Raw genomic sequence first — 26,790 nt, 5'->3', positions numbered from 1 at the left:
GCTAGAGCTTCGACTTGGAGGACGGCTCGCTGTGCCGCTCCTCCGCGGGACCGCGCCGCACCGCACCCGGCGCACTCCACTCGCTGCGCTTCCGCGCCCGGTTCTTCGCCGCCTCGGAGGACTCCAGCTGGTACGGCACCGACGTCACCATCACGCCCGGCGTGAACAGCAGCCGCCCCTTGAGGCGGAGCGCGCTCTGGTTGTGGAGGAGATGCTCGTACCAGTGCCCGACCACGTACTCCGGGATGATCACGGACACCGCGTCCCGCGGCGACTCCTTCCGCAGCCCCTTCACGTACTCGATGATCGGCCGCGTGATCTCGCGATACGGCGAGTCCAGCACCTTCAGCGGTACGTCGATCCCGCGCCGCTCCCACTCCTCGCGCAGCACCTTGGTCTCCACCGGGTCCACGTTGACGCTGAGCGCCTCCAGGGTGTCCGAGCGCATCAACTTGGCGTAGGCCAGGGCCCGGAGCGCCGGGCGGTGGATCTTGGAGATCAGGACGACCGAGTGGACGCGGGACGGGCGGATGCTGTCGTCGCTCGGGCCCTCGGGGGCCGCGATCTCCTCGGCGACCCGGTCGTAGTGCTTACGGATCGCGGTCATCGTGGCGTAGAAGATGCACATGCCGAGCAGCGCCACCCAGGCGCCGTGGGTGAACTTCGTGACCAGGACGACGACCAGCACCAGGCCGGTGAAGAACGCGCCGAAGGTGTTGATGGCCCGGGAGCGGACCATGTGGCGGCGCTTGGCCTGGTCCTTCTCGGTGGCCAGGTGGCGGTTCCAGTGCCGGACCATGCCGGTCTGGCTGAGGGTGAAGGAGACGAACACACCCACGATGTACAACTGGATCAGCCGGGTCGAGTCGGCGCCGTAGATCGCCAGCAGCAGTGCGGCCGTGCCGGCGAGCAGCACGATGCCGTTGGAGAAGGCCAGGCGGTCGCCGCGGGTGTGCAGCTGGCGTGGGAGGTAGCGGTCCTGGGCGAGGATCGAGCCGAGGAGCGGGAAGCCGTTGTACGCCGTGTTGGCGGCCAGGAACAGCACCAGCGCGGTGGCCGCGGCGAGCACGACGAACAGGAAGCTGCCCTTGCCGAACACGGCCTCGGCGACCTGCGAGATCACCGGGTTCTGGACATAGCCGGAGCCGATCGCGACGCCGTTGTGGAGCAGGTCGTTGGCCGGGTTCTCGGCCATGCGGACCTTGGTCGTCATGGCGAGGGCGATGATCCCGCAGAACATCGTGACGGCCAGGATGCCCATCGCCGCGAGCGTGGTCGCCGCGTTCTTGGACTTGGGCTTGCGGAAGGCCGGGACGCCGTTGGAGATCGCCTCGACACCGGTGAGCGCGGCGCAGCCGGAGGAGAAGGCGCGCAGCATCAGGAAGACGAGCGCGAAGCCCGCGAGGCCCTGGTGCTCGGCCCTGATGTGGTAGGCGGCGGTCGGCGCGCGCATGGTGTCGCCGAGGACCAGGCCGCGGAAGGCGCCCCACGCGATCATGACGAAGACGCCCGCGACGAAGACGTACGTCGGAATCGCGAACAGCGAGCCGGACTCCTTCACCCCGCGCAGGTTCATCAGCGTGAGCAGCACCACGACGGCGACCGCGCAGATCACTTTGTGCTCGATCACGAACGGGATCGCGGAGCCGAGGTTCTCGATGCCGGAGGCGATCGAGACGGCGACGGTGAGGACGTAGTCGACGAGCAGGGCGCTGGCGACGGTGAGGCCGGCCTTGGGGCCGAGGTTGGTGGTGGCCACCTCGTAGTCGCCGCCGCCGCTGGGGTAGGCGTGGACGTTCTGCCGGTAGGAGGCGACGACGGTGAACATCAGCACCACGACCGCGACCGCGATCCAGGGGCTGAAGTGGTACGCCGACACGCCCGCGATGGAGAGGACCAGCAGCACCTCGCCGGGCGCGTACGCCACGGAGGACAACGGGTCGGAAGCGAAGACGGGAAGTGCGATGCGCTTCGGCAGGAGCGTTTCGCCCAACCGGTCGCTGCGCAGTGCGCGCCCGATGAGGATGCGCTTGGGCACGTCGGTCAGTTTGGACACAACAGAGGATCGTAGGCCTTCGAACAGGCGATCCTCTACTTTCCGCCGCCCAACCCTCTGTCATCTGCCTCACGAGTGAAATAAGGGGCGAGCGGAGTTGCGGATTCCGTCGGGACGGCCGACTCCGTGTCTATATGACAAAACCCCGCTCCCGCCGCCTCCTGGAGGTTCCATGCCCGCGACCGCAGAGCTGATCGGCGCCCTGGCCGCCCTCGTCGGCCTCGGAATCCTCACCCTGGCCAGCGTGCGCAGCATCGGACGCCGCTGACGCACAGGGGTGCCCTGGAGGGACCGGGCGTGTGTAGCTTGGGCCTCGGTCTGAGACCCTGATGGGGCTGAGCATTGAATTCAGGACACCGGAAGGACGGTCGTGCACATCGTCATCATGGGCTGCGGCAGAGTGGGTTCCGCTCTCGCCCAGACCCTGGAGCAACAGGGGCACACGGTCGCCGTGATCGACCAGGACCCCACCGCCTTCCGTCGGCTGGGCCCCGGATTCGGCGGCCGCCGGGTCACCGGGGTCGGCTTCGACCAGGACACCCTGCGCGAGGCCGGCATCGAGGAGGCGGGCGCGTTCGCGGCCGTCTCCAGCGGTGACAACTCGAACATCATCTCCGCGCGCGTGGCCCGCGAGATGTTCGGCGTGGAGAACGTCGCGGCCCGTATCTACGACCCCCGCCGCGCCGAGGTCTACCAGCGCCTGGGCATCCCCACCGTGGCCACGGTCCGCTGGACCGCCGACCAGATGCTGCGCCGGCTGCTGCCCTCGGGCGCGGAGCCGCTGTGGCGGGACCCCACCGGCGGCGTCCAACTCGCCGAGGTGCACGCCTCGGCCGCCTGGGTCGGCCAGCGGATCAGCAAGTTGCAGGAGGAGACGGGCGTCCGCGTGGCGTTCCTCACCCGTCTCGGCGAGGCGATGCTGCCCTCTTCGCAGACCGTGTTGCAGGAGGGCGACCTCGTGCACGTGATGATGCGTACGGACGAGATCGACAAGGTCGAGGCGGCGTTCGCCAAGGGTCCCGAAGAGGAGGGCGGTCACTGATGAGGGTCGCCATTGCCGGAGCCGGTGCGGTCGGACGTTCGATCGCCGGAGAGCTCCTGGAGAACGGTCACGAGATCCTGCTCATCGACAAGGCCCCGACCGCGATCTCGGTCGAGCGGGTCCCCCAGGCGGAGTGGCTGCTGGCCGACGCCTGCGAGATCACGTCCCTGGACGAGGCCGCGCTGCAGCGCTGCAACGTGGTGATCGCCGCGACCGGCGACGACAAGGTCAACCTCGTCGTCTCCCTCCTCGCGAAGACGGAGTACGGCGTCCCGCGCGTCGTCGCCCGCGTCAACAACCCCAAGAACGAATGGCTCTTCAACGAGTCCTGGGGCGTCGACGTGGCCGTCTCCACCCCCCGCCTGATGTCGGCCCTGGTCGAGGAGGCGGTGTCGGTCGGCGACCTCGTCCGCCTGCTCCGCTTCAGCCACGGCGACGCCAACCTCGTCGAACTCACCCTCCCCGAGGAGTCCGCCCTCGCGGGCACCCAGGTCGGCGACGTGGAGTGGCCCGAGGACACGTCCCTGGTCACGATCATCCGCGGCACCCGCGTGCTGACCCCGACCCGGGAGGACTCCCTGGAGGCGGGCGACGAGCTGCTGTTCGTGGCGGCTCAGGCGCGCGAGGAGCAGCTGGAGGACTTGTTGTCGGTACGCCGGGAGGATGCGGCGAGCTGATTCGCCAGACGTCTACGACGAAGAGGGCGCCCTGAGATCTCAGGGCGCCCTCTTCGTCGTAGCGGAGTATCGGGAAGGCTATGCGTCGCGCCGGTGCCGTCCCGACGTGGCGTCCTCTGTCTCGCCGGCGGCCTCGGCCGCAGCCCTGCGTTCCTTCTCGGCCTGTTCCTCCGCCTCCATCTCCGCGAACACGTCGATCGGCGCGGGCGCCTTCGCGAGGAAGACCCAGGTCAGCCAGACGGCAAGGAGGAAGGGCGGGATCTTCAACGCGACCAGGACCCAGCCGAGTTGGGCCGTGTTGGCCCACCAGTAGAGCGGGAAGAGGATCGCGCACTTGGCGAGCAGGATCAGGCCCCAGGCCCAACTGGCCTTGGTGTAGGCCTTCTTGCGGCCGGGGTTGCGGGTCCGCCAGGAGAGGTTCTCCTTGAAGACCGGGCCGAGGATCAGGCCGATCAGCGGGACGCCCGCGAGCGTCGTGATGATGTACGCCAGCGCGAGCCCCAACGTGTAGAGCATGCCGGGGAGATAGAAGTTCTTGGCGTTGTTCGTCATCATCGCGAAGACGACACCGAAGGCGACGCCGAAGACACCGCTGAAGGCGTGCTTGACGGTGTCCCGCATCACCAGCCGGACCACGACCAGGGCCAGCGCCACGGCCAGCGCGGCGATCGCCGACCAGTGCAGGTTCTTGTTGATGGTGAAGATGCTGACGAAGAGCAGGCCGGGCAGGACCGTTTCGATCATGCCGCGCAGACCGCCGAACGCCTCGAAGAGGGCCGCCTCGGTCACCGCCCGGACATCCTGCTCGCTGTCTTCGGCGTCCACAGTGTCCGCGGTCGGCTTGTCGAGCGACGTCACCGGCTACTCCCGTCCGAGGGGTTTCAGTTCGTATTTCGGGTTGAAGAGCACCCGGCGGCCCCTGCTCATCGAGATCCGGCCGGACGCGATCAGCTTGCGCCCCGGTTCTATCCCCACGATGGAGCGCCTGCCGAGCCACACCACGTCCAGGGCGGCCGAACCGTCGAACAGCTCGGCCTCCAGGGCCGGAACTCCCGCCCGGGGGCGCAGCGTGACCGTGCGCAAGGTACCAGTAACCGTCACGATCTGTCGGTCGTGGCAGTCGCCGATCCGCACACAGCCCTCGGTCTCGGCATCCTCACGCAGCTCCTCGGACTCCAGGTCCTCCTGCGAGGTGGAGAGCCGGTCGAGCATGCGCCGGAACCGGCCCGCCTGCTTTTCGGAACGAGGAACAGCGCTCATATCTGAAGCGTACCGGGGTCCACCGACAGTGACGTACCCATGGCCTCAGCGCTCGAACCGGTATCCCATACCGGGCTCCGTGATGAAGTGCTTCGGATGCGCGGGGTCCGTCTCCAGCTTCCGCCGCAGCTGCGCCATGTAGACACGGAGGTAGTTCGTCTCGGTCCCGTACGACGGCCCCCACACCTCCTGAAGCAGCTGCTTCTGGCTGACCAGCCGCCCGGTGTTGCGCACCAGCACCTCCAGCAGATGCCACTCCGTGGGGGTGAGCCGTACGTCCCGCCCGTCCCGGTGCACCTTCTTTGCGGCCAGGTCGACGGTGAACTCCTCGGTCTCGACCAGGACGTCGTCCTCGCCGCCCCCGGTGGGCTCGGCCCGGCGTACGGCGGCCCGCAGCCGGGCCAGCAGCTCGTCCATGCCGAACGGCTTGGTGACGTAGTCGTCGGCGCCCGCGTCCAGCGCCTCGACCTTCTCGTCGGAGGAGTGCCGCGCGGACAGCACGAGGATGGGCACCCGGGTCCAGCCGCGCAGTCCCCGGATCACCTCGACGCCGTCCATGTCGGGCAGCCCCAGGTCGAGAACGACCACGTCCGGATGCCGGGAGGCGGCGAGGTCGAGGGCGGTCTTGCCGTCGGCGGCCGCGTCGACCTCGTACTTCCGCGCCTTGAGGTTGATCACGAGGGCCCGCACGATCTGCGGCTCATCCTCGACCACGAGGACCCTGGTCATGAGGCCTGCCTTTCCGGTTGTACGTCAAACACGTCATGCGCGTCTTCTACGACGCCGTCCGCCGCGCGGAGCGTGAGCACCATGGTGAGGCCGCCACCGGGTGTGTCCTCGGCGTTGAGGGTTCCGTTCATCGCCTCGGTGAAGCCGCGCGCCACGGCGAGACCGAGTCCCACTCCGGCGCCGCGCGGGGCATCGCCGTAGCGCTGGAAGGGCTCGAAAATGCGGTCCTTGGCCTCGTCCGGGACTCCTGGACCCCGGTCGACCACCCGCACCTCCACGCGGTCGGCGATGGCGCTGGCGGACACCAGGACGGTTTCGCCGGGCGGGCTGTACTTGACCGCGTTCTCAACCAGGTTGGCCACCGCCCGCTCCAGGAGCCCCGGGTCGACGGCCACCATGGGCAGCGTCTCCGGGATGTCCAGTTCCGCGCTCCCCTCGGGCACCCCGCCGAGCGCCATCGGCACCACCTCGTCGAGGTCGATCTCGCGGATGATCGGCGTGACCGTACCGGTCTGGAGGCGGGACATGTCGAGCAGGTTGCCCACGAGATGGTCGAGCCGGTCGGCGCCGTCCTCGATGCCCTCCAGCAGCTCGGCCTGGTCCTCCTCGGACCACGCCACGTCATCGGACCGCAGACTCGACACGGCCGCCTTGATACCGGCCAGTGGAGTCCGCAGATCGTGGCTCACAGCCGCCAGGAGCGCCGTACGGATGCGATTGCCCTCGGCGAGCGCACGGGCCTGGTCGGCCTCCTCACGCAGGCGCCTGCGGTCCAGTACGACGGCGGCCTGCGCGGCGAAGGCGGCCAGCACGCGGCGGTCGGAGGCGGGCAGGACCCGGCCGGTCAGCGCGAGGGCCATGTGGTCGCCGACCGGCATGTCGACGTCGCCGTCCTCGGGGCGCTCAAGCGGCGCCCCCACTCCGACCCGGCCCGCGCAGGTCCAGGGCTCCACATCGCTCTTGCGCTCCAACAGGGCGACCGACTCCATGCCGAAGGTCTCCCGGACCCGCTCCAGCAGCGCTTCGAGGCTGGTCTCGCCGCGCAGCACGCTGCCCGCGAGGAAGGACAGGATCTCGGACTCGGCGCGCAGTCTGGCGGCCTGCTGGGTGCGTCGCGCGGCGAGGTCGACCACGGAGGCCACGGACACGGCGACGCCTACGAAGATCGCGATGGCGACGATGTTCTTGGGGTCGGCGATCGTCAGCCGGTGCAGCGGGGGCGTGTAGAAGTAGTTCAGCAGGAACGATCCGACGGCCGCCGAGACCAGCGCCGGCAGCAGCCCGCCGAGCAGCGCCGCCGCCACCGTCAGCGACAGGAACAGCAGCATGTCGTTGGCGAGCCCGAGATGGACGGCGTTCAGCAGCAGCGCGAGCCCCACGGGCCCGACGACCCCGACCAGCCACCCCGAGACGATCCGCGCCCGCCCGAGCCGCGCACCCCGGGACACGGGCAGCCCGCGCCCCTTGGCGACCTCCTCGTGGGTGACGATGTGGACGTCCAGGTCAGGACCGGACTCGCGGGCGACGGTGGCCCCCACCCCCGGCCCGAAGACGTACTGCCAGGTCTTGCGGCGCGAGGAGCCGAGGACGATCTGGGTGGCGTTCACCCCGCGCGCGAAGTCGAGCAGCGCGGCCGGGATGTCGTCGCCGACTACGTGGTGGAAGGTGCCACCGAGGTCCTCGGCGAGCGTGCGCTGGAGGGCGAGTTCCTTCGGGGAAGCCGAGGTCAGCCCGTCGCTGCGGGAGATGTAGACGGCCAGCACCTCACCGCCGGCCCCCTTCTCGGCGAGCCGCGCGGCCCGCCGTATCAGCGTCCGCCCTTCGGGACCGCCGGTCAGCCCTACGACGATCCGCTCGCGCGAACCCCAGATCGCCGACACCTGGTGCTCGCTGCGGTACTCCTGGAGGTACTCGTCGACCCGGTCGGCCACCCACAGCAGCGCCAACTCCCGCAGGGCGGTGAGGTTTCCGGGCCGGAAGTAGTTCGAGAGGGCCGCGTCGACCTTGTCGGGCTTGTAGATGTTGCCGTGCGCCATCCGGCGGCGGAGCGCCTGGGGCGACATGTCGACGAGCTCGATCTGGTCGGCCCGGCGGACGACCTCGTCCGGCACGGTCTCCTGCTGCCGGACCCCGGTGATCGACTCGACGACATCACCGAGGGACTCAAGGTGCTGGATGTTGACGGTGGACACCACATCGATACCGGCCGCGAGCAGCTCCTCGATGTCCTGCCAGCGCTTGGTGTTGCGGGAGCCCGGGATGTTGGTGTGGGCGAGTTCGTCCACCAGGGCGACGGCGGGGGCCCGGCGCAGCACCGCGTCGACGTCCATCTCGGTGAAGACGGTCCCCCGGTAGGCCAGCTCCACGCGCGGGACCTGCTCCAGGCCGTGCAGCATCACCTCGGTGCGGGCCCTCCCGTGGTGCTCCACGAAGGCGACCACGCAGTCCGTGCCCCGCTCCACCCTGCGGTGGGCCTCGGACAGCATGGCGTACGTCTTGCCGACGCCCGGTGCCGCACCGAGGTAGATCCGAAGCTTGCCGCGTCCCATGGCTCCATTGTCTTCCCGTCACACCCGTGTACGCAGCGTCGACTTTACGGCCAATAAGTCCGACAAATGGGGTGGCGAGCGCGGTGGGGGACGTCTTTGACGCATCCCTGATGCCCGTACGGCACGTACGGGCATCAGGGTCCGGCGCTGTTCAGGATGTTCAGTTGGGGTTGTCGCCGTGGGTGAGGGTCTCCCAGGCCACGAAGAGGTTGTTGCTGCCGGCCGGGCGGTTGTTGAGCGTGAGCGTCTGGGTGTTGGTCATCGCGATGCCCAGCCGGTTGTGCAGGGCGTTGTAGCCGACCTCGGTGACCGGCCCGAGCCCGAGGGTCAGCGACCCGCCGCACAGCCAGCTCGGGACGGCCGTGCCCAGCTGGTACTTGGCCTGGAACCCGAGCGCCTGCCGCAGCCGCTCCCCCACGTCGGTGCCGTAGAGGTCGGTGCCCTGGATCCGGCTGGTCTCGGCGACGTGCGAGATCGACGAGAGGCCGTACCCGGTGTGCGTGAAGTCGCGGCACGTCTCCTGGGTGAGCCCGGTGACGAAGGTCGACTGGCCCTGCCAGTAACTGACGATCTTCGCCGTGGTGTTGAGGTTCTGGCTCGGCACGGTCTTCGGTACGGAACCGTCCGAGGCGAGGTAGATGTACGCGGCCGTGCGCGTCCGGAAGAGCGCCATGGCCTTGTCGTACGACGTCTTGTCCTCCAGGAAGACGGAGATGCCGACGGCGGCGTCCATCATCGTCAGCTCCCAGTTCCCGTTGGAATTGGAGCCGTTGATGATCTCGGGCAGGTACACGTTGCGCAACATGGTCGAGAAGCGGGCCGAGTTGGCCCATGTCCCGGTGTACGTGTACTTGATGATCTCGGCGGCCTTGGGCCAGGAGGCGCCGGCCCAGCCGGTCTGCAGGGGCGCGTTGCTGTTGGTGTGGCTGGTGATCGTGGCCGACCAGGCGTCCATGATCTCGATGGCCTTCTGGGCGTAGCGCGCGTCCTTGGTGATGTACCAGGCGAGCGCGTCGGTGTAGGCCGCGATCGCGTCCTCGCGCTCGTCGGTGCAGCCGTAGTTGGGGTTGGAGTACGAGCCGCACTCGACGACGGCTCTGGGCTTCGGGGTGCGACTCAGGCTGGCGTAGGAGCTGGCCATCATCTGGTCGTAGGCACCCTTCCAGGGCTGGGCGCCGGCGAGGACCTCGGTGCGGGCGAAGTCCAGCTGGCTCCGGGAGACGTCGACTCCGGGGTGGACGAAGGTGGCGGGGGCCGCCTGGGCGGCGGTGCCGGGCTGGGCGAAGAAGCCCAGGACCAGGGCGGTGACGACGGAGAGCAGGGCAGCGCGGCGCACGGTGACTCCGTTCTCGTATGTGAACACAGAGCACCCTCATGAACTTGGGCGTTGAGCCGAGACCATAGGTACGGACCAATGAACCGTCAAGAGTGCGCGCACGACGAAGGGCCGCACCCCGCGAGGGATACGGCCCTTTTTCGTCTGTTCCGGTGTTCTTGTTCCGGCTAGCGGACCTCGGTGATCTCCGGACCGCGCTGCAGCTGGCCCATGCCACCGGAGAAGCGGGAACCCGCCTCCTCCTGCTGGACGCCCTCAGGAACCATCTGGGCGTCGTTCGGCAGCTTCAGGACGATCGGGTCGCGAGGCGCCATCGGGCCCTCGCCGCGCACGACGACCGTGTCCCGGAAGATCTGCTCCAGCAGACCGGCCGCCTGCGGCTGCACCGCGCCCTGCCCGGAGATCACCCCGCGCAGGAACCAGCGCGAACCGTCCACACCGACGAACCGCACGACCTGGAACCCGCCCGTGCCGTCCGGCAGTTGCACCGGAACCTGCGCGCGCAGCTCCCAGCCCAGCGGCCCCTCGACCTCGTCGACGATGCCGCCCTGCTGGGTGATGCCGCTGGCGATCTCCTCGCGGACCTCACCCCAGATGCCCTCGCGCTTGGGGGCGGCGAAGGCCTGCAACTGGATGGCACTGTCCTTGAGGACCACGGTGGCGGCGACGATCGCGTCACCGGCGACCTCGACCCGCAACTCCATGCCGTCGACTCCCGGCACGAACAGACCGCCCAGGTCCACCCGGCCCTCGGCGGGGTCGCCGATCTCCGAGTCGTCCCAGGGTCCGTCGGGGCGGGGCTCCGGTTCGAGCTTCACGCGCTCGACCGCTTCGTCCGCCTCAGTGTCGACATTGTCGACGACCTGCTCGGCCTCGCTCGCCGCGTCCTCGGCGGCAGTGCCCTTCTTGCGACGTCCGAACACGTCACTGTCCTTCCCGGTCGGATACGACCGAAGCGTATCGATTCCCACCCGTGGTGCCGCCCACGGCGGCGTGACCGCCGGTGGACCCGAAGCCCCCCTCGGCCCGCGCCGAATCGGGAAGCTCCGCGACCTCCTGGAAGCGGACCCTCTCGACCTGCTGGACGACCAGTTGGGCGATCCGGTCGAAGCGCTCGAACCGTACCGACTCGTACGGGTCGAGATTCACCACGATCACCTTGATCTCCCCACGGTACCCGGCATCAACCGTCCCCGGGGCATTCACCAGGGCGACACCGCAGCGGGCGGCGAGCCCCGAACGAGGGTGCACGAAGGCCGCGTACCCCTCGGGGAGAGCGATAGACACCCCCGTGGGCAGTACGGCCCGTTCACCCGGCTTCAGTTCCCGGCTCTCCGTGGTCCGCAGATCGGCTCCCGCATCGCCGGGATGCTCGTACGACGGAAGCGGTACGTCCGGGTCGACGCGGCGGATCAGCACATTCAGGGGGCTACGGCTCACGGGTTCACCTCGAAGGCACGGGTACGCCGGACCTGGTCCGGGTCGTCCATGACGGCCCGGATCTCCTGCGGGCGGCCGTTGTCGGTGAAGTGGTCGACCTTGACCTCGACGAAGAGGGCGTCGGCGCGCACGGCGACGGGCCCGTCCGGGGCGCCGATGCGTCCGGTGGCGGTCGAGTAGATCTTCCGGCCGGCCACGGCCGTCACCTCGGCCTCCAGGTACAGCACGGTGTCCACGGGCACCGGCCGGACGAAGTCGGTCTCCAGGCGGCCGGTCACGGCGATCGTCCGCAGCAGCCAGTTCAGCGAACCGAGGGTCTCGTCCAGCGCGCTGGCGAGCACTCCGCCGTGCGCGAGGCCCGGGGCGCCCTGGTGGGCGGCCCGCACGGTGAACTCGGCGGTGATGGTCACGCCCTCACCGGCCCGCGCCTCCAGGTGCAGCCCGTGCGGCTGCTCGCCGCCACACCCGAAACACTGTTCGTAGTGCGCACCGAGCAGCTCGCCCGGCGCGGGCGCGTCAGGGTGCCGCACCGGTTTCACGGCGTCGGACGGAGGCTTAAGAGCTGGAGAAGTACCACTCACAGCCGCAGACCTTACCCGCGCGTCGGTAGGTTCCCGACACCGTGCCAAGCTTGGCTCCATGCAGCTTTCCGCCTCCCCCTACGACGAGCGCCTCACCGCCCCCCGTTCGTGGTGGTTCATCTCGTTCCTGGTGGGCGTCTCCTTCGCCCTGATCCTGCTGCCCTTCGGCACCCTGCCGCTGCTCGGCGGCCTGGTCGGCGGCACCGCGGTCGCCTCCGTGATGGCCAGCGCCTACGGCTCGCTCCGCATCCGGATCGTGGGCGACCAGCTGATCGCGGGCGAGGCGAAGATCCCGGTGACGGCCCTGGGCGAGGCGGAGATCCTGGACCCGGAGGAGGCCCGCGCCTGGCGCACCTACAAGGCCGACACCCGCGCCTTCCTGCTGCTGCGCTCGTACATCCCGAGGGCACTGCGCGTCGAGGTCACCGACCCGGACGACCCGACGCCGTACCTGTATCTGTCCACGCGCGAGCCGGAGCGGCTGGCGGAGGCCCTGAAGACTGCCCGCGCGGCAGCCGTCTAGGGCCTCTTCAGCGACCGAGTTCCTTCGGGATCTCGCCCATCCGCAGCGGGTCCGGCGGGGTCTCCAGGGGCGGCAGTTCGGGCAGCGCGTCCCACGGGACCTGGGCCTTGCGCAGGTCCTTGCGGATGCGCTCGGCGAGTTTCCTGGTGTCCCGGCGGTTCATGACCGCTCCGACGGCGGCGCCGACCATGAAGGGCATCAGGTTCGGCAGGTCGCGGACCATCCGTTTCATGATCTGCTGGCGCAGCTCGCGCTTCATGTGACCGTTCAGCGCGGCGCTCATGGTCGACGGCTTGGTCACGTCGATACCGCGCTCCCCGGACCAGGAGTTCAGATACGTGGTGCTGCGCTGCCGGAGGTCGCCGGGCGGACGGGCGCCGTAGACCTCGTAGAGCTCGGCGATCAGTTTCAGCTCGATCGCGGCGACGCCGGTGATCTCGGCGGCCAGTTCGGTGGGCATCGCGGGCGGCACCGGCAGCATCGCCGCGGCACCGATGCCCGCGCCGACCGTCGAGGTCGCGTTGGCGGCACCCGCCACCAGTTTGTCGGCGAGCTGTTCGGGGCCGAGGCCCGGGAACTGTCGCCGAAGCGCCTGAAGGTCCCGTACGGGGATCCGCGGGGCGATGTCGATGATCCGGTCGGCGAGGTACGCCAGACCGGCCCTGGCCCTGCTGCCGCCCTTACGGACGCCTTCCTTGGCCTTGTCCCGGATGACCGCCACCCGTCGTTTGGCGACGGGGGCGGCTGCGGGAACATCCGTCGGCACCGGGAGGTCAGCCCGGTCAACCGCCGGTTCGAGCGAGGCTGATCCAGTTTCGGATGAGCCCCGCTCGTCGTCACGCGCGCCATGAGGACCGTCTGTCGGCCCTTCGTCCGCTCCCGACCGGCGGGAGCGGCGCTTCCAGGGTGGGGTCGAGCCAGTCACGGCCGACCCCTCCTCAGTCGCAGTCGCGGCAGATCGGCTGGCCGTTCTTCTCGCGGGCCAGCTGGCTGCGGTGGTGCACCAGGAAGCAGCTCATGCAAGTGAACTCGTCCTGCTGCTTGGGCAGCACCCGGACGGCCAGCTCTTCGTTCGAGAGGTCCGCTCCGGGCAGTTCGAGGCCCTCGGCCGCCTCGAATTCGTCGACGTCCACTGCGGAAGTCGACTTGTCGTTCCTACGCGCCTTGAGTTCTTCAAGGCTGTCCGAGTCGACGTCGTCGTCGGTCTTGCGTGGGGTGTCGTAATCCGTTGCCATGTCGCGCTCTCCCCCTCTGGGTGTCTGCGGTGTCTCCAGCGCACGTAACGCGTGAGAGGCCGGACTTGTGCCCGACCTGAGGCGGAGATTTTGCCTCACATCAAGGTCTGTTACTCAATCGACACCCAACCGGACCCCTCAAGAGTGATCGGCTTGGATGGCGAAGGGGACCGTACACGGTCCCAATGCCGCTCTTCAAAGGCACCTCATCGTGTACTTCCCGTGATCAAGACCCCCGAAAACCCGGATTTTCCCGGCTTTCCGACAGGGTGCATGATCACGGAGAGTAGATGGCCTGAAAATCGCGCTTGTGATCGATCACACACAGGGATGCCGGAGAAGCGGCCAGAAAATTCCGCGCAAAGCGAACATCCTCGTGTGTCGGCGACATGATCTCAGATGGGCAGGGTGACTCGCATCACGAGTCCACCCCCCTCACGTGGCTGGGCCGCGATATGGCCGCCGTGTGCGCGCGCCACGGACCGCGCGATCGAGAGACCGAGGCCCACACCCTTGTCGCTGCCTGTTCGTTCCGTACGCAGCCGTCTGAAGGGCTCAAAGAGGTTGTCGATCTCGTACGCCGGGACCACCGGACCCGTGTTCGAGACCATGAGCACCGCCTGGCCGTGCTGGACCTCGGTGGTGACCTCGACCCAGCCGTCCTCCGGCACGTTGTAGCGCACCGCGTTCTGCACCAGGTTCAGGGCGATCCGCTCCAGCAGGACGCCGTTGCCCTGGACGACCGCGGGTTTCTGCTCGCCGCGGATCACCACACCCTTGGCGGCCGCCTCGGCGTGCACCTGGTCGACGGCCTGCTCGGCGACCTCGGCGAGGTCCACGGGCTTGCGCTCGACGATCTGGTTGTCGCTGCGGGCGAGCAGCAGCAGACCTTCGACGAGCTGCTCACTGCGCTCGTTGGTGGCGAGCAGCGTCTTGCCCAGCTGTTGCAGCTCCACGGGGGCGCCGGGATCGGACAGATGCACTTCCAGGAGCGTGCGGTTGATCGCGAGCGGTGTTCTCAGCTCGTGCGACGCGTTCCCCACGAAGCGCTGCTGGGCGGTGAAGGCCCGCTGCAGCCGCTCCAGCATCTCGTCGAAGGTGTCCGCGAGCTCCTTCAACTCGTCGTCCGGGCCGTCCAGTTCGATCCGCCGGGACAGGTCCGAGCCGGCCACCGCGCGGGCGGTGCGGGTGATGCGGCCGAGCGGCGAGAGCACCCGGCCGGCCATCGCGTAGCCGAAGGCGAACGCGATGATCGCGAGGCCGAGCAGGGTGAGGAGCGAGCGGCTGAGCAAGTTGTCCAGGGCGTGCTGCCGCTGCTCATTGACGCAGTTGCTCATCGCGCTGTTGAACACGTCGGGCGTGGCGCTTGAGGGCAGGTCACAGATGGTGCTGGTGACCTTGCCCTCGGTGATCTTGAAGGGCAGATCGCTGCCGACGTTCAGGGCCTGGGCGGCGAGCAGATAGATGATCGACAGCAGCAGGATGCCGGCGATCAGGAACATGCCGCCGTACAGCAGCGTGAGCCTTATGCGGATGGTGGGGCGCAGCCAGGGGAACGGCGGTTCGGGCCTTCTGGGGTCCCACGTGGGCTTCGGGGGCGCCTGGGGAGGCGCGGGAGTCGTCGCCACAGTGGATCAGATCCGGTAGCCGGAGCCGGGAACGGTGACGATGACCGGGGGCTCACCGAGCTTGCGGCGCAGGGTCATCACGGTGACGCGCACGACATTCGTGAACGGGTCCGTGTTCTCGTCCCAGGCCTTCTCCAGGAGCTGCTCCGCGGAGACGACCGCGCCCTCGCTGCGCAGCAGCACCTCCAGGACGGCGAACTCCTTGGGCGCGAGCTGGACTTCCTTGCCGTCGCGGAACACCTCGCGGCGGTTCGGATCGAGCTTGATGCCGGCGCGCTCCAGGACGGGCGGCAGCGGCACGCTGGTGCGCCGGCCGAGGGCACGCACGCGTGCCGTCAGCTCGCTGAACGCGAAGGGTTTGGGCAGATAGTCGTCGGCGCCGATCTCCAGGCCCTCGACACGGTCGCTGACGTCGCCGGACGCGGTGAGCATCAGCACGCGTGTGGCCATGCCGAGCTCGACGATCTTGCGGCAGACGTCGTCGCCGTGCACGAGCGGGAGGTCACGGTCGAGGACGACCACGTCGTAGTCGTTCACGCCGATGCGCTCCAGGGCGGCCGCACCGTCGTACACGACGTCGACGGCCATGGCCTCCCGGCGCAGTCCGGTGGCCACCGCATCGGCGAGCAGCTGCTCGTCCTCGACGACGAGTACGCGCACGTCGCTTGTCCTTCCTCTGTCCACCCGCGTAGCGCGCCTCGGCGCACACGGGCAGGGTCTTCGTGGCTGTGTGACCTCCATCCTGCCCTTTTCGGCCATAAGTCGGCTGTAAGGCGGCCGGGCGCAAGATGAAGGTCCGGTGTGAGGCCCGGGAATGCGGGATTTTCTCGGTGGGTTGAGGTTTCCACGGAAGGGAGCGCGGGGAGGACGGCTTTACACCCCGCGATCACGCTCTGCACGTGGCAAGCCACCTTGTGGTACGTCCAACCGCTTCCGCAGAGCGGGCGTGGGTGTCCGGCACCGTCGCCGCCCAGCCAGGGCAGCGCTGGGCACCCCATCCGCAGACGTGATCGCCCCTTCCGAATGGCACACCCCCGTGCCAAACGACCCACGACCCAGGACGAGGGGGCGCAGCATGGACGCATTCACCGCAGGACTTCTGCAGCGCATAAGGGCGACCGAGACCGACCTGACGCGGGCTCGTGACGAGGGCGACGACTTCCTCGTCGAGGTGGAACAGGCCGAGCTCGACGACCTGCGCCGCCTCGCCGCCGACCACGGTGTGGAGGTCGGCGCGACGAGCGTCTGATCAGTGCGGTCAGCAGAAAAGCAAAACCCCGGCGAATCCAGCGCCGGGGTTTTGCCGTTGTTCGCCCCCTGAAACCGACGGCGAGGGCCCACCAAGTCCAACTGTCCCCACGTGGACGGCCGAGAGGGAGCCGTAGGGGCGCGCCGGTGTCGAGAGATCCAGCGCGCGGAGGCGCGCAGCGCCGAGCACGGTGGGGCTCTCGACACCGGCTCCCAGCGCCCCGAAGGCGACCGAACCAAAAGAGGTGCGCGCGTGGGTGCCTGATCAACACCGACCCACCCACGCAGCACCTTCCCAACACGGGCCCAGGCACCCCCGACCACTCACGTCAGTCGTGCCAAGCCCCGAAATCCTCCAACAGCCGCTGGAGGGGCTCGAAGACGCCTGGGGTACCCGCGACCGCCAAATCCCGCGCGGGGCGCTCTCCCGGCCGTCCACCGGTCAACGCGCCTGCCTCCCGGGCGATCAGGTCACCCGCCGCGAGGTCCCACGGGTTCAACCCCCGCTCGTAGTAACCGTCCAGGCGCCCTGCGGCCACGTCGCACAGATCGACCGCCGCCGAACCGCCCCGCCGGATGTCACGCAGCAACGGGATCAACTTCTGCGCCACGTCGGCCTGGTGGGACCGGACCTCGGTGACGTAGTTGAAGCCGGTCGAGACCAGCGCCTGCTCCAGGGGTGCCGCCGGGCGGCAGGTGAGCCGGCGTTCGCCCTCCCACGCACCCGTGGCCCACGCCCCGCCGCCGAGCACCGCGTGGAACGTCTCACCGCGCATCGGGATCGCGACGACCCCGGCGACGGTCTCGCCGTGCAGCTCGGCGGCGATGGAGACGGACCAAGTGGGCAGTCCGTACAGGTAGTTGACCGTGCCGTCGAGCGGGTCGATGACCCAGCGGACGCCGCTGGTGCCCGTGACGGAGGCGCCCTCCTCGCCCAGGAAGCCGTCGTCGGGGCGCTGTTCGGAGATCAGGTCGGTGATCAGCTTCTCGGCCGCGATGTCCATCTCGGTGACGACGTCGATCGGGCTGGACTTCGTGGCGGCGACCGCGAGATCGGCCGGGCGGCCGTCCCGCAGCAGGGCGCCGGCCTTGTGGGCGGCCTCCTGGGCGAGTGCGAGCAGTTCCTGGTGCAGGGGGTCGGTCACGGCGCTCCTCAGGCGTAGGGGCTGTCGGCGCCCGCGGCGGCGGGGCGGGGGGCGCGGGCCGGGCAGCAGCCCACCGGGCAGAGGTTGTGGCCGGCGCCGAGCGCGCCCAGGGCGCAGGGCGTGACCTGCTGCCCGGTCTCGACGGCGGCGCGCTCCAGGACGAGCTCGCGGATCGCGGCGGCGAAGCGCGGATGGGCGCCCACGGTGGCGGACCGGCGTACGGGCAGGCCCAGTTCCTCCGCCTTGGCCTTGGCCTCCGTGTCGAGGTCGTAGAGGACCTCCATATGGTCGGAGACGAAGCCGATGGGTGCCATGACGACTGCGGGGGCGCCGGCCGCCTGGCGCTCCTCCAGGTGGTCGCAGATGTCGGGCTCCAGCCACGGGATGTGCGGGGCGCCGGAGCGGGACTGGTAGACGAGCTGCCAGGGGTGGTCGACGCCGGTGCGCTCGCGGACGGCGTCGGCGATCTGCCTGGCCACGTCCAGGTGCTCCTCGACGTACGCCCCGCCGTCGCCGTGGTCCTCGACCGGGCCGGAGCTGTCGGCCGCGGCGGTCGGGATGGAGTGGGTCGAGAAGGCGAGGTGCGCGCCGTCCCGGACGTCCTCGGGGAGGTCGGCGAGGGATTCGAGGACCCCGTCGATCATCGGCTCCAGGAAGCCAGGGTGGTTGAAGTAGTGGCGCAGCTTGTCGACCTTGGGGAGGTCGAGGCCCTCGGCCTCAAGGGCGGCCAGGGAGTCGGCGAGGTTCTCCCGGTACTGGCGGCAGCCCGAGTACGAGGCGTAGGCGCTGGTGGCGAGGACCAGGATGCGGCGGTGTCCGTCGGCGACCATCTCGCGCAGGGTGTCCGTGAGGTACGGGGCCCAGTTGCGGTTGCCCCAGTAGACCGGCAGGTCCAGGCCGTGGTCCGCGAAGTCCTTGCGGAGGGCGTCCAGGAGGGCGCGGTTCTGGTCGTTGATCGGGCTGACCCCGCCGAACAGGAAGTAGTGCCGGCCCACTTCCTTGAGGCGTTCCTTGGGGATGCCGCGCCCACGTGTCACGTTCTCCAGGAACGGAACCACGTCGTCCGGGCCTTCGGGGCCGCCGAACGAGAGCAGGAGCAGGGCGTCGTAGGGGGTGGCATCGAGCACGTCTGGCATGCCTCTGATCCTGCCACCCACCACTGACAGCCGGGAAACGGCGGGGTGCCGGACGGGGGTCGGGGCGGAGATCCGGACGGGGATGGGGGCGGAGATCCAGGCGCCTCGCGGGCGGGTGCATCGGGGGCGGCCTGCTCGTAAGCTGTATCAGCCGCGTTCGCACCTTACCGAGCCGCCACCGCACCACCACCGAGCCGCCCCTGCTCCTTCCCGACCGGAGACACCGTGCCCAGCCCCTATCGCGCCCTCTTCGCCGCACCCGGCTCCAAGGGCTTCTCCGCCGCGGGGTTCCTCGGCCGGATGCCCCTGTCGATGATGGGCATCGGCGTGGTCACGATGATCTCCCAGATCAACGGGCGCTACGGGCTCGCGGGCGCCCTGTCGGCGACCATCGCGCTGGCCGCCGCCGCGATCGGGCCGCGGATCTCGCGGTGGGTCGACCAGTACGGGCAGCGGCGGGTGCTGCGTCCGGCGACGCTCGTCGCGCTGACCGCGGCGGCCGGGCTGTTGCTGGCCGCGCGCTTCGCGTGGCCGGACTGGGTGCTGTTCGTGTGCGCCGCCGGCATCGGGTCGGTGCCGAGCCTGGGGGCGATGGTCCGCGCGCGCTGGGCGGCCGTGTACCGAGGCACCCCGCAACTCCACACCGCGTACTCCCTGGAGTCCGTGGTCGACGAGGTGTGCTTCATCTTCGGGCCGATCATCTCCATCGGGCTGTCCACGGCGTGGTTCCCGGAGGCCGGTCCTCTGCTCGCCGCCTGCTTCCTGGCGGTCGGTGTCTTCTGGCTGACCTCTCAGCGCGCCACCGAGCCCGCGCCGCATCCACGCGCGCGTGGCGACAAGGGCGGTGGTTCGGCGCTGCGGGCGGCCGGTCTCCAGGTGCTGGTGGCCACCTTCGTGGCGACCGGGGCGATCTTCGGAGCGGTCGACGTGGTCACCGTCGCGTTCGCCGACGAGCAAGGTCACAAGGGCGGCGCCAGCGTGGTGCTCGCGCTGTACGCGGCGGGCTCCTGCGCGGCGGGAGTCGTGTTCGGGCTGCTGCACTTCCGGGGAGCCCCGGAACGTCGATGGCTGCTGGGCATATGCGCCATGGCCGTGAGTATGATCCCCCTCCTACTGGTCGGAAACTTGCCGCTTCTGGCCGTGGCGCTGTTCCTTGCGGGCCTGTCCATCGCACCCACGATGATCACGACGATGTCCCTCATAGAAGAGCACGTACCTCGCGCGAAGCTCACCGAGGGCATGACCTGGGTGAGCACCGGCCTGGCGGTCGGGGTCGCGCTCGGCTCCTCCGTCGCCGGCTGGGTGATCGACGCAGCCGGCGCGCGTGCCGGGTACGGGGTTCCGGTCGTCGCCGGTGCCGTCGCGGTCGCGGTGGGTTTCCTCGGGTACCGCCGGCTCAGCAGACCGGCACCGGGTCGGGGAGGCACCGTTGAGCACCACAACGAGCGCGAAGAACGGCACGTGGCGTAACTGGGGCGGCACGGTCGCGTCCCGGCCCGCGCGGGAGGTCACGCCCGCCTCCGTCGAGGAACTGGCCGCGGCCGTGCGGAGGGCCGGTGAGGACGGTCTGACGGTGAAGGCCGTCGGCAGTGGGCACTCCTTCACGTCGATCGCCGCCACCGACGGTGTGTTGATCCGCCCTCAACTGTTGACCGGCATCCGCAATATTGATCGCGACGCCTTGACGGTCACGGTCGAGGCGGGCACCCCGCTCAAGAGACTCAACATGGCTCTCGCGCGCGAGGGTCTGTCGCTGACGAACATGGGCGACATCATGGAGCAGACGGTGTCGGGCGCGACCAGCACCGGCACCCACGGCAGCGGCCGCGAGTCGGCCTCGATCGCCGCCCAGATCAGGGGACTTGAACTGGTCCTGGCGGACGGTTCGGTGCTGACCTGCTCCGCGAAGGAGAATCCGGACGTCTTCGCGGCGGCCCGTATAGGCCTCGGCGCCCTGGGCGTCGTCACCGCGATCACCTTCGCCGTGGAGCCCGTCTTCCTGCTCACGGCCCGCGAGGAGCCGATGCCCTTCGACGAGGTCACCAGCCGCTTCGACGAACTCTGGACCGAGAACGAGCACTTCGAGTTCTACTGGTTCCCGCACACGGCGTCCACCAACACCAAGCGCAACAACCGCAGCATGGGCCCGGAGCAGCCCGTGAAGCCGCTGGCGAGCTGGTTCGACGACGAGTTCGTGGCCAACGGCCTCTGGCAGGTGGCCAACATGGTCGGCCGCGCGGTGCCCGCGACCGTTCCGACCATCGCTCAGATCTCCACCCGGGCCTGGTCCGCACGGACGTACACGGACATCCCCTACAAGGTCTTCACCTCGCCCCGCCGGGTGCGGTTCGTGGAGATGGAGTACGCCGTTCCGCGCGCGGCCCTGGTGGACACGCTGCGGGAACTCAAGGCGATGGTCGACCGTTCGGACTTCAGGATCAGCTACCCGGTGGAGGTCCGCACCGCCCCTGCGGACGACATCGCCCTGTCCACCGCCTCCGGCCGGGACAGCGCCTACATCGCCGTGCACATGTTCCGGGGCACGCCCTACCAGGCGTACTTCACCGAGGCCGAGCGCATCTTCACCGCGCACGAGGGCCGACCGCACTGGGGCAAGGTGAACACCCGGGACGCCGAGTACTTCGCCGGGGTGTACCCGCGCTTCGGCGAGTTCACGGCGCTGCGGGATCGGCTGGATCCTGATCGCCGGTTCCAGAACGACTACTTGCGGAGGGTGCTGGGTCAGTAGCCGACGCGCTCGGCGTGGGGGTCGGCGTACCGCCGCCGTCCGAAGCGCTCGGCGTCGGACTGGGCGTCGCACCACCGCTGTTGGACTCTGTGCCGCCGTCGGTCGCACCGGATGACGTCTCCGGGTCGGCCGACGAGCCGCTCGAGGAGTCGGACGGGGAATCGGCCGGACTCGGCTCGTGGTCACCGGACTTCGGGGACGAGGACGTGTCGTGGCCGGTGACGGCGGCGCTGACCGTGGTCCCCTTGCCGCCGCTGAAGCTGTCGCCGGACACCAGTTCGTAGACGGTGATGCCGGTCATGGTGACCCCGAAGACGAGGGCCGCGGCGAGCAGCGGGCGCTTCCAACTGCCCACCCGCGCGCGGTAGACGGTGCCCTCCGTGAACTCCCCTGGACGAGCTGGGGTTTGTTCCGCCTCCTTGGAGGTGACCGTCGCCTCCCGGAGCTGAGCGCCGGTCCGGCTGAAGAAGTGCTGGAAGACGGAGCCTCCGGAGGTGGCTATCGCGCTCACGACGCCGGCGCCGAGGATCGTGCCGTAGACCCCGAAGTAGGAGGCGAGTTTGGCGGCCACCACCGCCGCCACCGCACTGCCCGCGACTTGAGGGACGCTCAGTTCGATCCGTTTCTTGCTGACATCGGGCCTTGCACGCATTCCGGGACCTAGCCTCGCTTTCTCGAACTTTCTCGTACCTGATCAACTATCTGTACGACAAAGGGACGTACGGTCGAAACCAATAGTTCCGTTTCCGGCTATTGCGTGAAGTACGCCACTTTCAAGATCGCCCGAACCCCGCTCCAGGCCGCCAAGTCCCGCCCCCCACAAGAAGTTGGGCGGCGTGCCAATCCACGCACGTGGTCCAAATGGAGTACTGTTGCGAGCCCTGGGTGCGGTCTCCTGCCAGGGCGTCCGCGGCCTCAATGGACCGCCCAGAGGAGGCCAGTTGCACAGGGTGACGTAGTTGGTCACTTAGCGTTGCGAATAGGTAACCGTGCCATAACGGCGAGTTCGGGCCCGTGCCCGACACGCCGGGCAACTCGGCAAGGTTGTGGCAGGCTGCACCCGGGCAGGCCACACTCGACTAGCGGAAGCAGCGACGCACGTGACGTCGGCAGGCACCACCCGGGAGGTCCCCATGCCCGAACTGCGTGTCGTGGCCGTCTCTAACGACGGCACACGGCTGGTGCTGAAGGCTGCGGACAGCACGGAGTACACGCTTCCGATTGACGAGCGTCTGCGCGCCGCTGTACGCGGCGACCGTCCCCGCCTCGGCCAGATCGAGATCGAGGTGGAGAGCCATCTCCGCCCCCGAGACATTCAGGCACGTATACGTGCCGGCGCCTCCGCGGAGGAAGTCGCCCAACTAGCCGGTATCCCCGTCGACCGGGTGCGCCGCTTCGAGGGCCCTGTCCTCGCGGAGCGCGCCTTCATGGCCGAGCGGGCCCGGAAGACTCCGGTCCGCCGCCCCGGTGAGAACGCCGGACCCCAGCTCGGCGAGGCCGTCCAGGAACGTCTGACGCTGCGCGGCGCCGACAAGGAGACCGTCCAGTGGGACTCCTGGCGCCGTGACGACGGCACCTGGGAGGTCCTGCTGGTCTACCGGGTCGCGAGCGAACCGCACTCGGCGAGCTGGACGTACGACCCGCCCCGGCGGCTCGTCCAGGCCGTCGACGACGAGGCGCGCTCGCTGATCGGCGAGTCCGACGACCTCTCCGTCACGCCCGAGCCCAGCTTCCCGTTCGTGCCGCGGATCGCCCGGCTGCCCCGGGACCGGCCGCTGGACCGTGCCCTGGAGCGCCCGGAGCGTCCCGCGCTGCCGTCGCCCGAGCCGGTCGAGGAGAGCGAGCGCGACTCCCTGACCAGCCTCCTGGAGGCGGTACCGAGCTTCCGCGGCGACATGGTGGTCCCCGAGCGCCCCTCGGATCCCCCGGAGGAACCCGCCGTGGAGCCGGAAGAGGAGGAGCCCCCGGCTCCCGCGGCCTCGGCCGGTTCGGCGTACGCGGATGTCCTGATGCCTCGCTCCGTAGGGGCCCATCGTGACCGGCTCATCGGCTCCACCGACCGCCAGGCGGAGGCGGACGGTGTCCGTCCGGGTCGTAGAGCGGCCGTTCCGAGCTGGGACGAGATCGTCTTCGGGACACGCAGGAAGAAGCAGGAGTAGCAGGACAGTTGCTCGTACGAGAGGGCCCGCGGCCGGTTCGGCTGCGGGCCCTCTTGTCATGCGGGCCTACTGGGGATCTGGGCCCACCGCGACCGGGCGCTCCGGGTCCGAGGACCACTCCGACCAGGAGCCCACGTAGAGCGCGGCCGGAATCCCGGCGACCGCCAGGGCCAGCACCTCGTGGGCGCCCGAGACGCCCGAGCCGCAGTACACGCCGACGCCCGAACCCTCCGTAGCGCCAAGGGACTTGAAGCGGGCGGCCAGTTCGTCCGCCGGGCGGAAGCGGCCGTCCGGGCCCACGTTCTCCGTGGTCGGTGCGGACAGGGCGCCCGGGATGTGGCCGCCCACGCGGTCGATCGGTTCCACCTCGCCCCGGTAACGCTCCCCCGCGCGGGCGTCGAACAGGACCCCGGTGCGGGCGAGGGCGGCGGCTCCGTCGGCGTCCAGGAGTTCCACGGCGCCCGGTTCCGGGGTGAAGTCGCCCTCGACCGGTGTCGGTGCGGTCGTCTCCAGAGACCCCTCCCAGGAGGGAAGGCCGCCGTCGAGGACGCGCACGTCCGGGTGACCCGTCCAGCGCAGCAGCCACCACGCGCGGGCCGCCGCCCAGCCCTGGCCGCCGTCGTACACAACGACCGGACGGCCGGCCGACACGCCCGCGTGGCGCATCGCGGCGCCGAAGCGCGCGGCGTCGGGGAGGGGGTGACGGCCATGGGCACCCGGGGCCGAGGCCAGTTCCTGATCGAGGTCTACGTAGACGGCACTTGGGATGTGCCCGGCCGCGTACTCGGCGCGTCCGTCGAAGGGCGGCTCACCTGCGGCCTTCGCGACACTGAGCTGCCAGCGGACGTCGAGCAGGACCGGCGGGTTCGTCCCGGCGAGACCGCTCGCCAGTTCGGATGCGGAGATGATGGCGTTCATGGCCACCATCCTCGCGCAAGGGGTGGCCGTCACGTCCAGGTCCGACTACTCTGCTCGGCCGGACAGCCTCGATCACGAGGCGTACGGGAACGAGCACATGCTGTACAGCTGATGGACACCCCTCGGCAATCATCCGGAAACGGACGAGTGGCCGCAGATCGGTCATCCTCTCCACGTGAGCCGCCCGTCGACGGCGCGGCCGGGGCGCGGTGCGTCACGGGGGGTGCGAGCATCGGCACGGGGCGTGCACGCGGCTGCTGCGGCACGCGGATCCGCACTGCGGAAGCGATACGGCCACCGCGAGGGGCCTAGGAGAAGGTGACGATGACCGAGGCACGGGGGTCGGCCGACCTGAACGGCGACACGCACACTCGGCGTACGCAGGGCGCGCCCTGCTGGGTGAGTCTGATGGTGCACGGGATGGCCACGACTCAGGATTTCTACGGGGAGCTGTTCGGCTGGGAATTCCAACCCGGTCCCCAGCAGCTAGGCCCCTACGCGCGGGCCCTGCTCGACGGGCAGGAGGTGGCCGGCATCGGCCAGTTGCCGCCGGACCGGCATCTGCCCATCGCGTGGACGCCGTATCTCGCCTCGGACGACGTGGACCAGACGGCCGAGACGGTACGGATGTGCGGCGGCACGGTCGGAGTGGGCCCCCTGGACGCGGCCGAGGCCGGCCGGCTGGCGATCGGCTCCGATCCGTCGGGGGCGGTCTTCGGCATCTGGCAGGCCTCCGACCACCTCGGCACGATCCTCACCGGCGTCCCCGGCACGCCCGCCTGGAACGAACTGGTGACCTCCGAGACCGTGAGCGTCGCCAAGTTCTATGAGGCCGTGTTCGGCTACGAGGAAGTGCCGGTGGCCGCCGCCGACTTCGACTACGTCACCCTGCACCTGGACGGCCACCCGGTCGCCGGCATCCACGGCGTCGGCACGGCCCTGCCCCGCGACCGGGGCCCGCACTGGATGACGTACTTCGAGGTCGCCGACGCGGACGAGGCCCTGCGCCGCGTCACGGACCTCGGCGGCCACACCCTCAAACCGCCCCACGACAGCCCCCACGGCCGCGTGGCCACGGTCACCGACCCCGAGGGCGCGATGTTCTCGGTGATCCAGGGACCGCGGTAGCCCCTCGGGTCGCCTCCGGTGCGGTGCGGGCGGATCATGGGGGTCATCAGCCGCTCCGCACACCTGGAGGAGCGATGCTTCGTCGTACGGCACCGCTGTTGACTTGTCTGCTGGCAGTTCCGGCGCTGGCTCTGGCGCCGATGTCCGACAGCAAGGTGGGAGACACGCTGAGCCTCACCGGCACCAACTCCGGCGAGAAGCTCGACGTGACAGTCGTCAAGGTCGTGGATCCGGCGGGTGCCAGGCAGTACGAGAACCCGTCCGCCGGGGACCGTTTCGTATCCGTGCAGTTCAAGCTCAAGAACACGGGTACCGCCGTCTACAACGACGCCCCGTCCAACGGAGCGACGGTGATCGACAAGGAGGGCCAGCGGTTCTCCGATTCGTTCAACGATTCCACGGCCGGTCCGCGCTTCCCCGGCATCGTCACGATCCGCCCCGGGAAGACGGCGCTCGGGTTCATCACGTTCGAGGTGCCCAAGGCATCGCGTGTCGCCACCGTCCAGTTCGCCATGGACAGCGGGTTCTCCGACGACGTCGGCGAATGGCAGGTGCCCTGAGCGCCGAGCCCCTAGGCCGACGTCATCGGCAGCACATCCGGCGACAGCGCCGCGGCCCGCGCCGTAGCCGCCGTCATGCGGCGGCGGTGGTGGCGGCGGCACAGGACCTCGTAGCCGACCGCTTCCGCCTGGTTGACGTCGCCCACGACGACTTGGGCGCCCTCGACGACCATTTCGCCACCTATCGTGCGGGCGTTATGGGTGGCGCGGGCGCCGCACCAGCAGAGGGCCTCGACCTGGAGGACCTCGACGCGGTCGGCGAGTTCGACCAGGCGTTGGGAGCCGGGGAAGAGCTTGGAGCGGAAGTCGGTCGTGATGCCGAAGGCGTAGACGTCGAGGCTCAGGTCGTCGACCACGCGCGCGAGCTGGTCGATCTGTACCGGTGTGAGGAACTGCGCCTCATCGGCGATGACGTAGTCCGCGCGACCGCCCTGGGACAGGTGGTCGACGACGTACGCGTAGAGGTCCTGCTCGTCCTCGACCTCCACCGCGTCGGTGACCAGGCCGAGGCGGGAAGAAAGCTTTCCCTCGCCCGCTCGGTCGTCGCGCGTGAAGATCATCCCCGCCAGGCCGCGCGCCGAGCGGTTGTGCTCGATCTGAAGCGCCAGGGTCGACTTCCCGCAGTCCATCGTTCCGGAGAAGAACACCAGCTCGGGCATGGGGAGTTGAGCACCTTTCGGCAAAACGGACG

At 69.6% G+C, this 26,790-nt stretch carries 27 protein-coding genes; 9 read left to right on the top strand and 18 right to left on the bottom strand.

The annotated features are described in order from the left end of the window. Position 1 precedes the first annotated feature (1 nt). Positions 2-2,056, bottom strand: coding sequence for an APC family permease (locus OG588_RS37325; RefSeq protein ID WP_405951065.1), 2,055 nt, complete (start codon positions 2,054-2,056; stop codon positions 2-4). Between the two features lie 370 nt (positions 2,057-2,426). Here OG588_RS37325 and OG588_RS37320 point away from each other — a divergent pair, with 370 nt between their 5' ends. After that, positions 2,427-3,098: a TrkA family potassium uptake protein gene (locus tag OG588_RS37320; protein ID WP_019061075.1), complete on the top strand. Its 672-nt coding sequence runs from the start codon at positions 2,427-2,429 to the stop codon at positions 3,096-3,098. Further along, the gene (locus tag OG588_RS37315; protein ID WP_200678994.1) at positions 3,098-3,775 is read left to right on the top strand and encodes a TrkA family potassium uptake protein; all 678 of its coding nucleotides are present in this window, start codon (positions 3,098-3,100) and stop codon (positions 3,773-3,775) included. Before OG588_RS37320 ends, OG588_RS37315 begins: the two co-directional genes overlap by 1 nt. Positions 3,776-3,853: 78 nt before the next feature. Here OG588_RS37315 and OG588_RS37310 read toward each other — a convergent pair whose 3' ends face one another. From OG588_RS37310 to OG588_RS37275, 8 genes are all read right to left on the bottom strand, one after another. After that, complete coding sequence (locus OG588_RS37310; protein ID WP_405951064.1) at positions 3,854-4,633, bottom strand: DUF3159 domain-containing protein; 780 nt, start codon at positions 4,631-4,633, stop codon at positions 3,854-3,856. A 3-nt stretch (positions 4,634-4,636) separates the two neighbouring features. Further along, a complete protein-coding gene (locus tag OG588_RS37305; RefSeq protein ID WP_078623066.1) occupies positions 4,637-5,035 on the bottom strand; it encodes an OB-fold nucleic acid binding domain-containing protein in 399 nt (132 codons plus the stop codon). A gap of 45 nt (positions 5,036-5,080) precedes the next feature. Further along, the gene (locus OG588_RS37300) at positions 5,081-5,764 is read right to left on the bottom strand and encodes a response regulator (RefSeq protein ID WP_329349180.1); all 684 of its coding nucleotides are present in this window, start codon (positions 5,762-5,764) and stop codon (positions 5,081-5,083) included. Further along, on the bottom strand, positions 5,761-8,313 hold the full coding sequence (locus tag OG588_RS37295) for an ATP-binding protein (protein ID WP_405951063.1): 2,553 nt from the start codon (positions 8,311-8,313) through the stop codon (positions 5,761-5,763). The genes OG588_RS37300 and OG588_RS37295 overlap by 4 nt, the downstream gene beginning before the upstream one ends. A gap of 160 nt (positions 8,314-8,473) precedes the next feature. Then, the gene (locus tag OG588_RS37290; RefSeq protein WP_405951062.1) at positions 8,474-9,649 is read right to left on the bottom strand and encodes an alginate lyase family protein; all 1,176 of its coding nucleotides are present in this window, start codon (positions 9,647-9,649) and stop codon (positions 8,474-8,476) included. A gap of 167 nt (positions 9,650-9,816) precedes the next feature. Then, complete coding sequence (locus OG588_RS37285; RefSeq protein ID WP_019061068.1) at positions 9,817-10,572, bottom strand: DUF3710 domain-containing protein; 756 nt, start codon at positions 10,570-10,572, stop codon at positions 9,817-9,819. Position 10,573: 1 nt separating this feature from the next. After that, positions 10,574-11,089, bottom strand: a complete 516-nt coding sequence (dut, locus tag OG588_RS37280; RefSeq protein ID WP_026151042.1) for a dUTP diphosphatase — start codon at positions 11,087-11,089, stop codon at positions 10,574-10,576. Then, positions 11,086-11,670, bottom strand: a complete 585-nt coding sequence (locus tag OG588_RS37275) for a PaaI family thioesterase (RefSeq protein ID WP_405951061.1) — start codon at positions 11,668-11,670, stop codon at positions 11,086-11,088. Before OG588_RS37275 ends, dut begins: the two co-directional genes overlap by 4 nt. Positions 11,671-11,728: 58 nt before the next feature. Between OG588_RS37275 and OG588_RS37270 the strand changes: the two genes are divergently transcribed. Beyond that, positions 11,729-12,193 (top strand): DUF3093 domain-containing protein, encoded by a 465-nt coding sequence (locus OG588_RS37270; RefSeq protein WP_019061065.1) that lies wholly within the window; start codon positions 11,729-11,731, stop codon positions 12,191-12,193. A gap of 7 nt (positions 12,194-12,200) precedes the next feature. Here the strand turns inward: OG588_RS37270 and OG588_RS37265 are convergent, their stop codons facing one another. The 4 genes from OG588_RS37265 to OG588_RS37250 all read right to left on the bottom strand — a co-directional run bounded on the left by OG588_RS37265 (position 12,201) and on the right by OG588_RS37250 (position 15,716). After that, positions 12,201-13,118, bottom strand: coding sequence for a hypothetical protein (locus tag OG588_RS37265; RefSeq protein WP_405951060.1), 918 nt, complete (start codon positions 13,116-13,118; stop codon positions 12,201-12,203). A gap of 13 nt (positions 13,119-13,131) precedes the next feature. Next, positions 13,132-13,428 (bottom strand): DUF4193 domain-containing protein, encoded by a 297-nt coding sequence (locus OG588_RS37260; protein WP_005481602.1) that lies wholly within the window; start codon positions 13,426-13,428, stop codon positions 13,132-13,134. A 395-nt stretch (positions 13,429-13,823) separates the two neighbouring features. Further along, the gene (locus tag OG588_RS37255; RefSeq protein WP_405951059.1) at positions 13,824-15,056 is read right to left on the bottom strand and encodes a sensor histidine kinase; all 1,233 of its coding nucleotides are present in this window, start codon (positions 15,054-15,056) and stop codon (positions 13,824-13,826) included. 6 nt (positions 15,057-15,062) lie between these two features. After that, a complete protein-coding gene (locus OG588_RS37250) occupies positions 15,063-15,716 on the bottom strand; it encodes a response regulator transcription factor (protein WP_019061062.1) in 654 nt (217 codons plus the stop codon). 415 nt (positions 15,717-16,131) lie between these two features. Here OG588_RS37250 and OG588_RS37245 point away from each other — a divergent pair, with 415 nt between their 5' ends. Continuing rightward, positions 16,132-16,305, top strand: a complete 174-nt coding sequence (locus OG588_RS37245; protein ID WP_019061061.1) for a hypothetical protein — start codon at positions 16,132-16,134, stop codon at positions 16,303-16,305. Between the two features lie 328 nt (positions 16,306-16,633). Here the strand turns inward: OG588_RS37245 and OG588_RS37240 are convergent, their stop codons facing one another. Then, positions 16,634-17,449 (bottom strand): inositol monophosphatase family protein, encoded by an 816-nt coding sequence (locus OG588_RS37240; protein ID WP_405951058.1) that lies wholly within the window; start codon positions 17,447-17,449, stop codon positions 16,634-16,636. Positions 17,450-17,457: 8 nt separating this feature from the next. After that, a complete protein-coding gene (locus tag OG588_RS37235) occupies positions 17,458-18,585 on the bottom strand; it encodes a ferrochelatase (protein WP_405951057.1) in 1,128 nt (375 codons plus the stop codon). 225 nt (positions 18,586-18,810) lie between these two features. Here OG588_RS37235 and OG588_RS37230 point away from each other — a divergent pair, with 225 nt between their 5' ends. Both OG588_RS37230 and OG588_RS37225 read left to right on the top strand, forming a co-directional pair. Beyond that, complete coding sequence (locus OG588_RS37230; RefSeq protein ID WP_405951056.1) at positions 18,811-20,055, top strand: MFS transporter; 1,245 nt, start codon at positions 18,811-18,813, stop codon at positions 20,053-20,055. Beyond that, a complete protein-coding gene (locus OG588_RS37225) occupies positions 20,015-21,334 on the top strand; it encodes a D-arabinono-1,4-lactone oxidase (RefSeq protein WP_405951055.1) in 1,320 nt (439 codons plus the stop codon). The genes OG588_RS37230 and OG588_RS37225 overlap by 41 nt, the downstream gene beginning before the upstream one ends. Here OG588_RS37225 and OG588_RS37220 read toward each other — a convergent pair. After that, the gene (locus tag OG588_RS37220) at positions 21,258-21,986 is read right to left on the bottom strand and encodes a hypothetical protein (RefSeq protein WP_405951054.1); all 729 of its coding nucleotides are present in this window, start codon (positions 21,984-21,986) and stop codon (positions 21,258-21,260) included. The genes OG588_RS37225 and OG588_RS37220 overlap by 77 nt on opposite strands. A 481-nt stretch (positions 21,987-22,467) precedes the next feature. Between OG588_RS37220 and sepH the strand changes: the two genes are divergently transcribed. Beyond that, on the top strand, positions 22,468-23,493 hold the full coding sequence (gene sepH, locus OG588_RS37215) for a septation protein SepH (RefSeq protein WP_266862888.1): 1,026 nt from the start codon (positions 22,468-22,470) through the stop codon (positions 23,491-23,493). Positions 23,494-23,559: 66 nt separating this feature from the next. On the opposite strand, the gene OG588_RS37210 is transcribed toward sepH, so the two are convergent. After that, the gene (locus tag OG588_RS37210; RefSeq protein WP_405951053.1) at positions 23,560-24,411 is read right to left on the bottom strand and encodes a sulfurtransferase; all 852 of its coding nucleotides are present in this window, start codon (positions 24,409-24,411) and stop codon (positions 23,560-23,562) included. Between the two features lie 324 nt (positions 24,412-24,735). On the opposite strand from OG588_RS37210, the gene OG588_RS37205 reads away from it, so the two are divergent. Together OG588_RS37205 and OG588_RS37200 are read left to right on the top strand one after the other, a co-directional pair. Continuing rightward, positions 24,736-25,539, top strand: a complete 804-nt coding sequence (locus tag OG588_RS37205; protein WP_405951052.1) for a VOC family protein — start codon at positions 24,736-24,738, stop codon at positions 25,537-25,539. A gap of 74 nt (positions 25,540-25,613) precedes the next feature. Then, positions 25,614-26,099, top strand: coding sequence for a DUF4352 domain-containing protein (locus OG588_RS37200; RefSeq protein ID WP_405951051.1), 486 nt, complete (start codon positions 25,614-25,616; stop codon positions 26,097-26,099). Between the two features lie 11 nt (positions 26,100-26,110). On the opposite strand, the gene OG588_RS37195 is transcribed toward OG588_RS37200, so the two are convergent. Further along, complete coding sequence (locus OG588_RS37195; RefSeq protein WP_405951050.1) at positions 26,111-26,758, bottom strand: thymidine kinase; 648 nt, start codon at positions 26,756-26,758, stop codon at positions 26,111-26,113. Between the last annotated feature and the right edge of the window lie 32 nt (positions 26,759-26,790).

The sequence above is a fragment of the Streptomyces prunicolor genome, assembly GCF_045162825.1.
GTDB lineage: Bacteria > Actinomycetota > Actinomycetes > Streptomycetales > Streptomycetaceae > Streptomyces > Streptomyces prunicolor.
The sequence above is the reverse complement of the archived record's forward strand: the minus strand, read 5'-3'. Positions and strand labels throughout refer to the sequence as shown.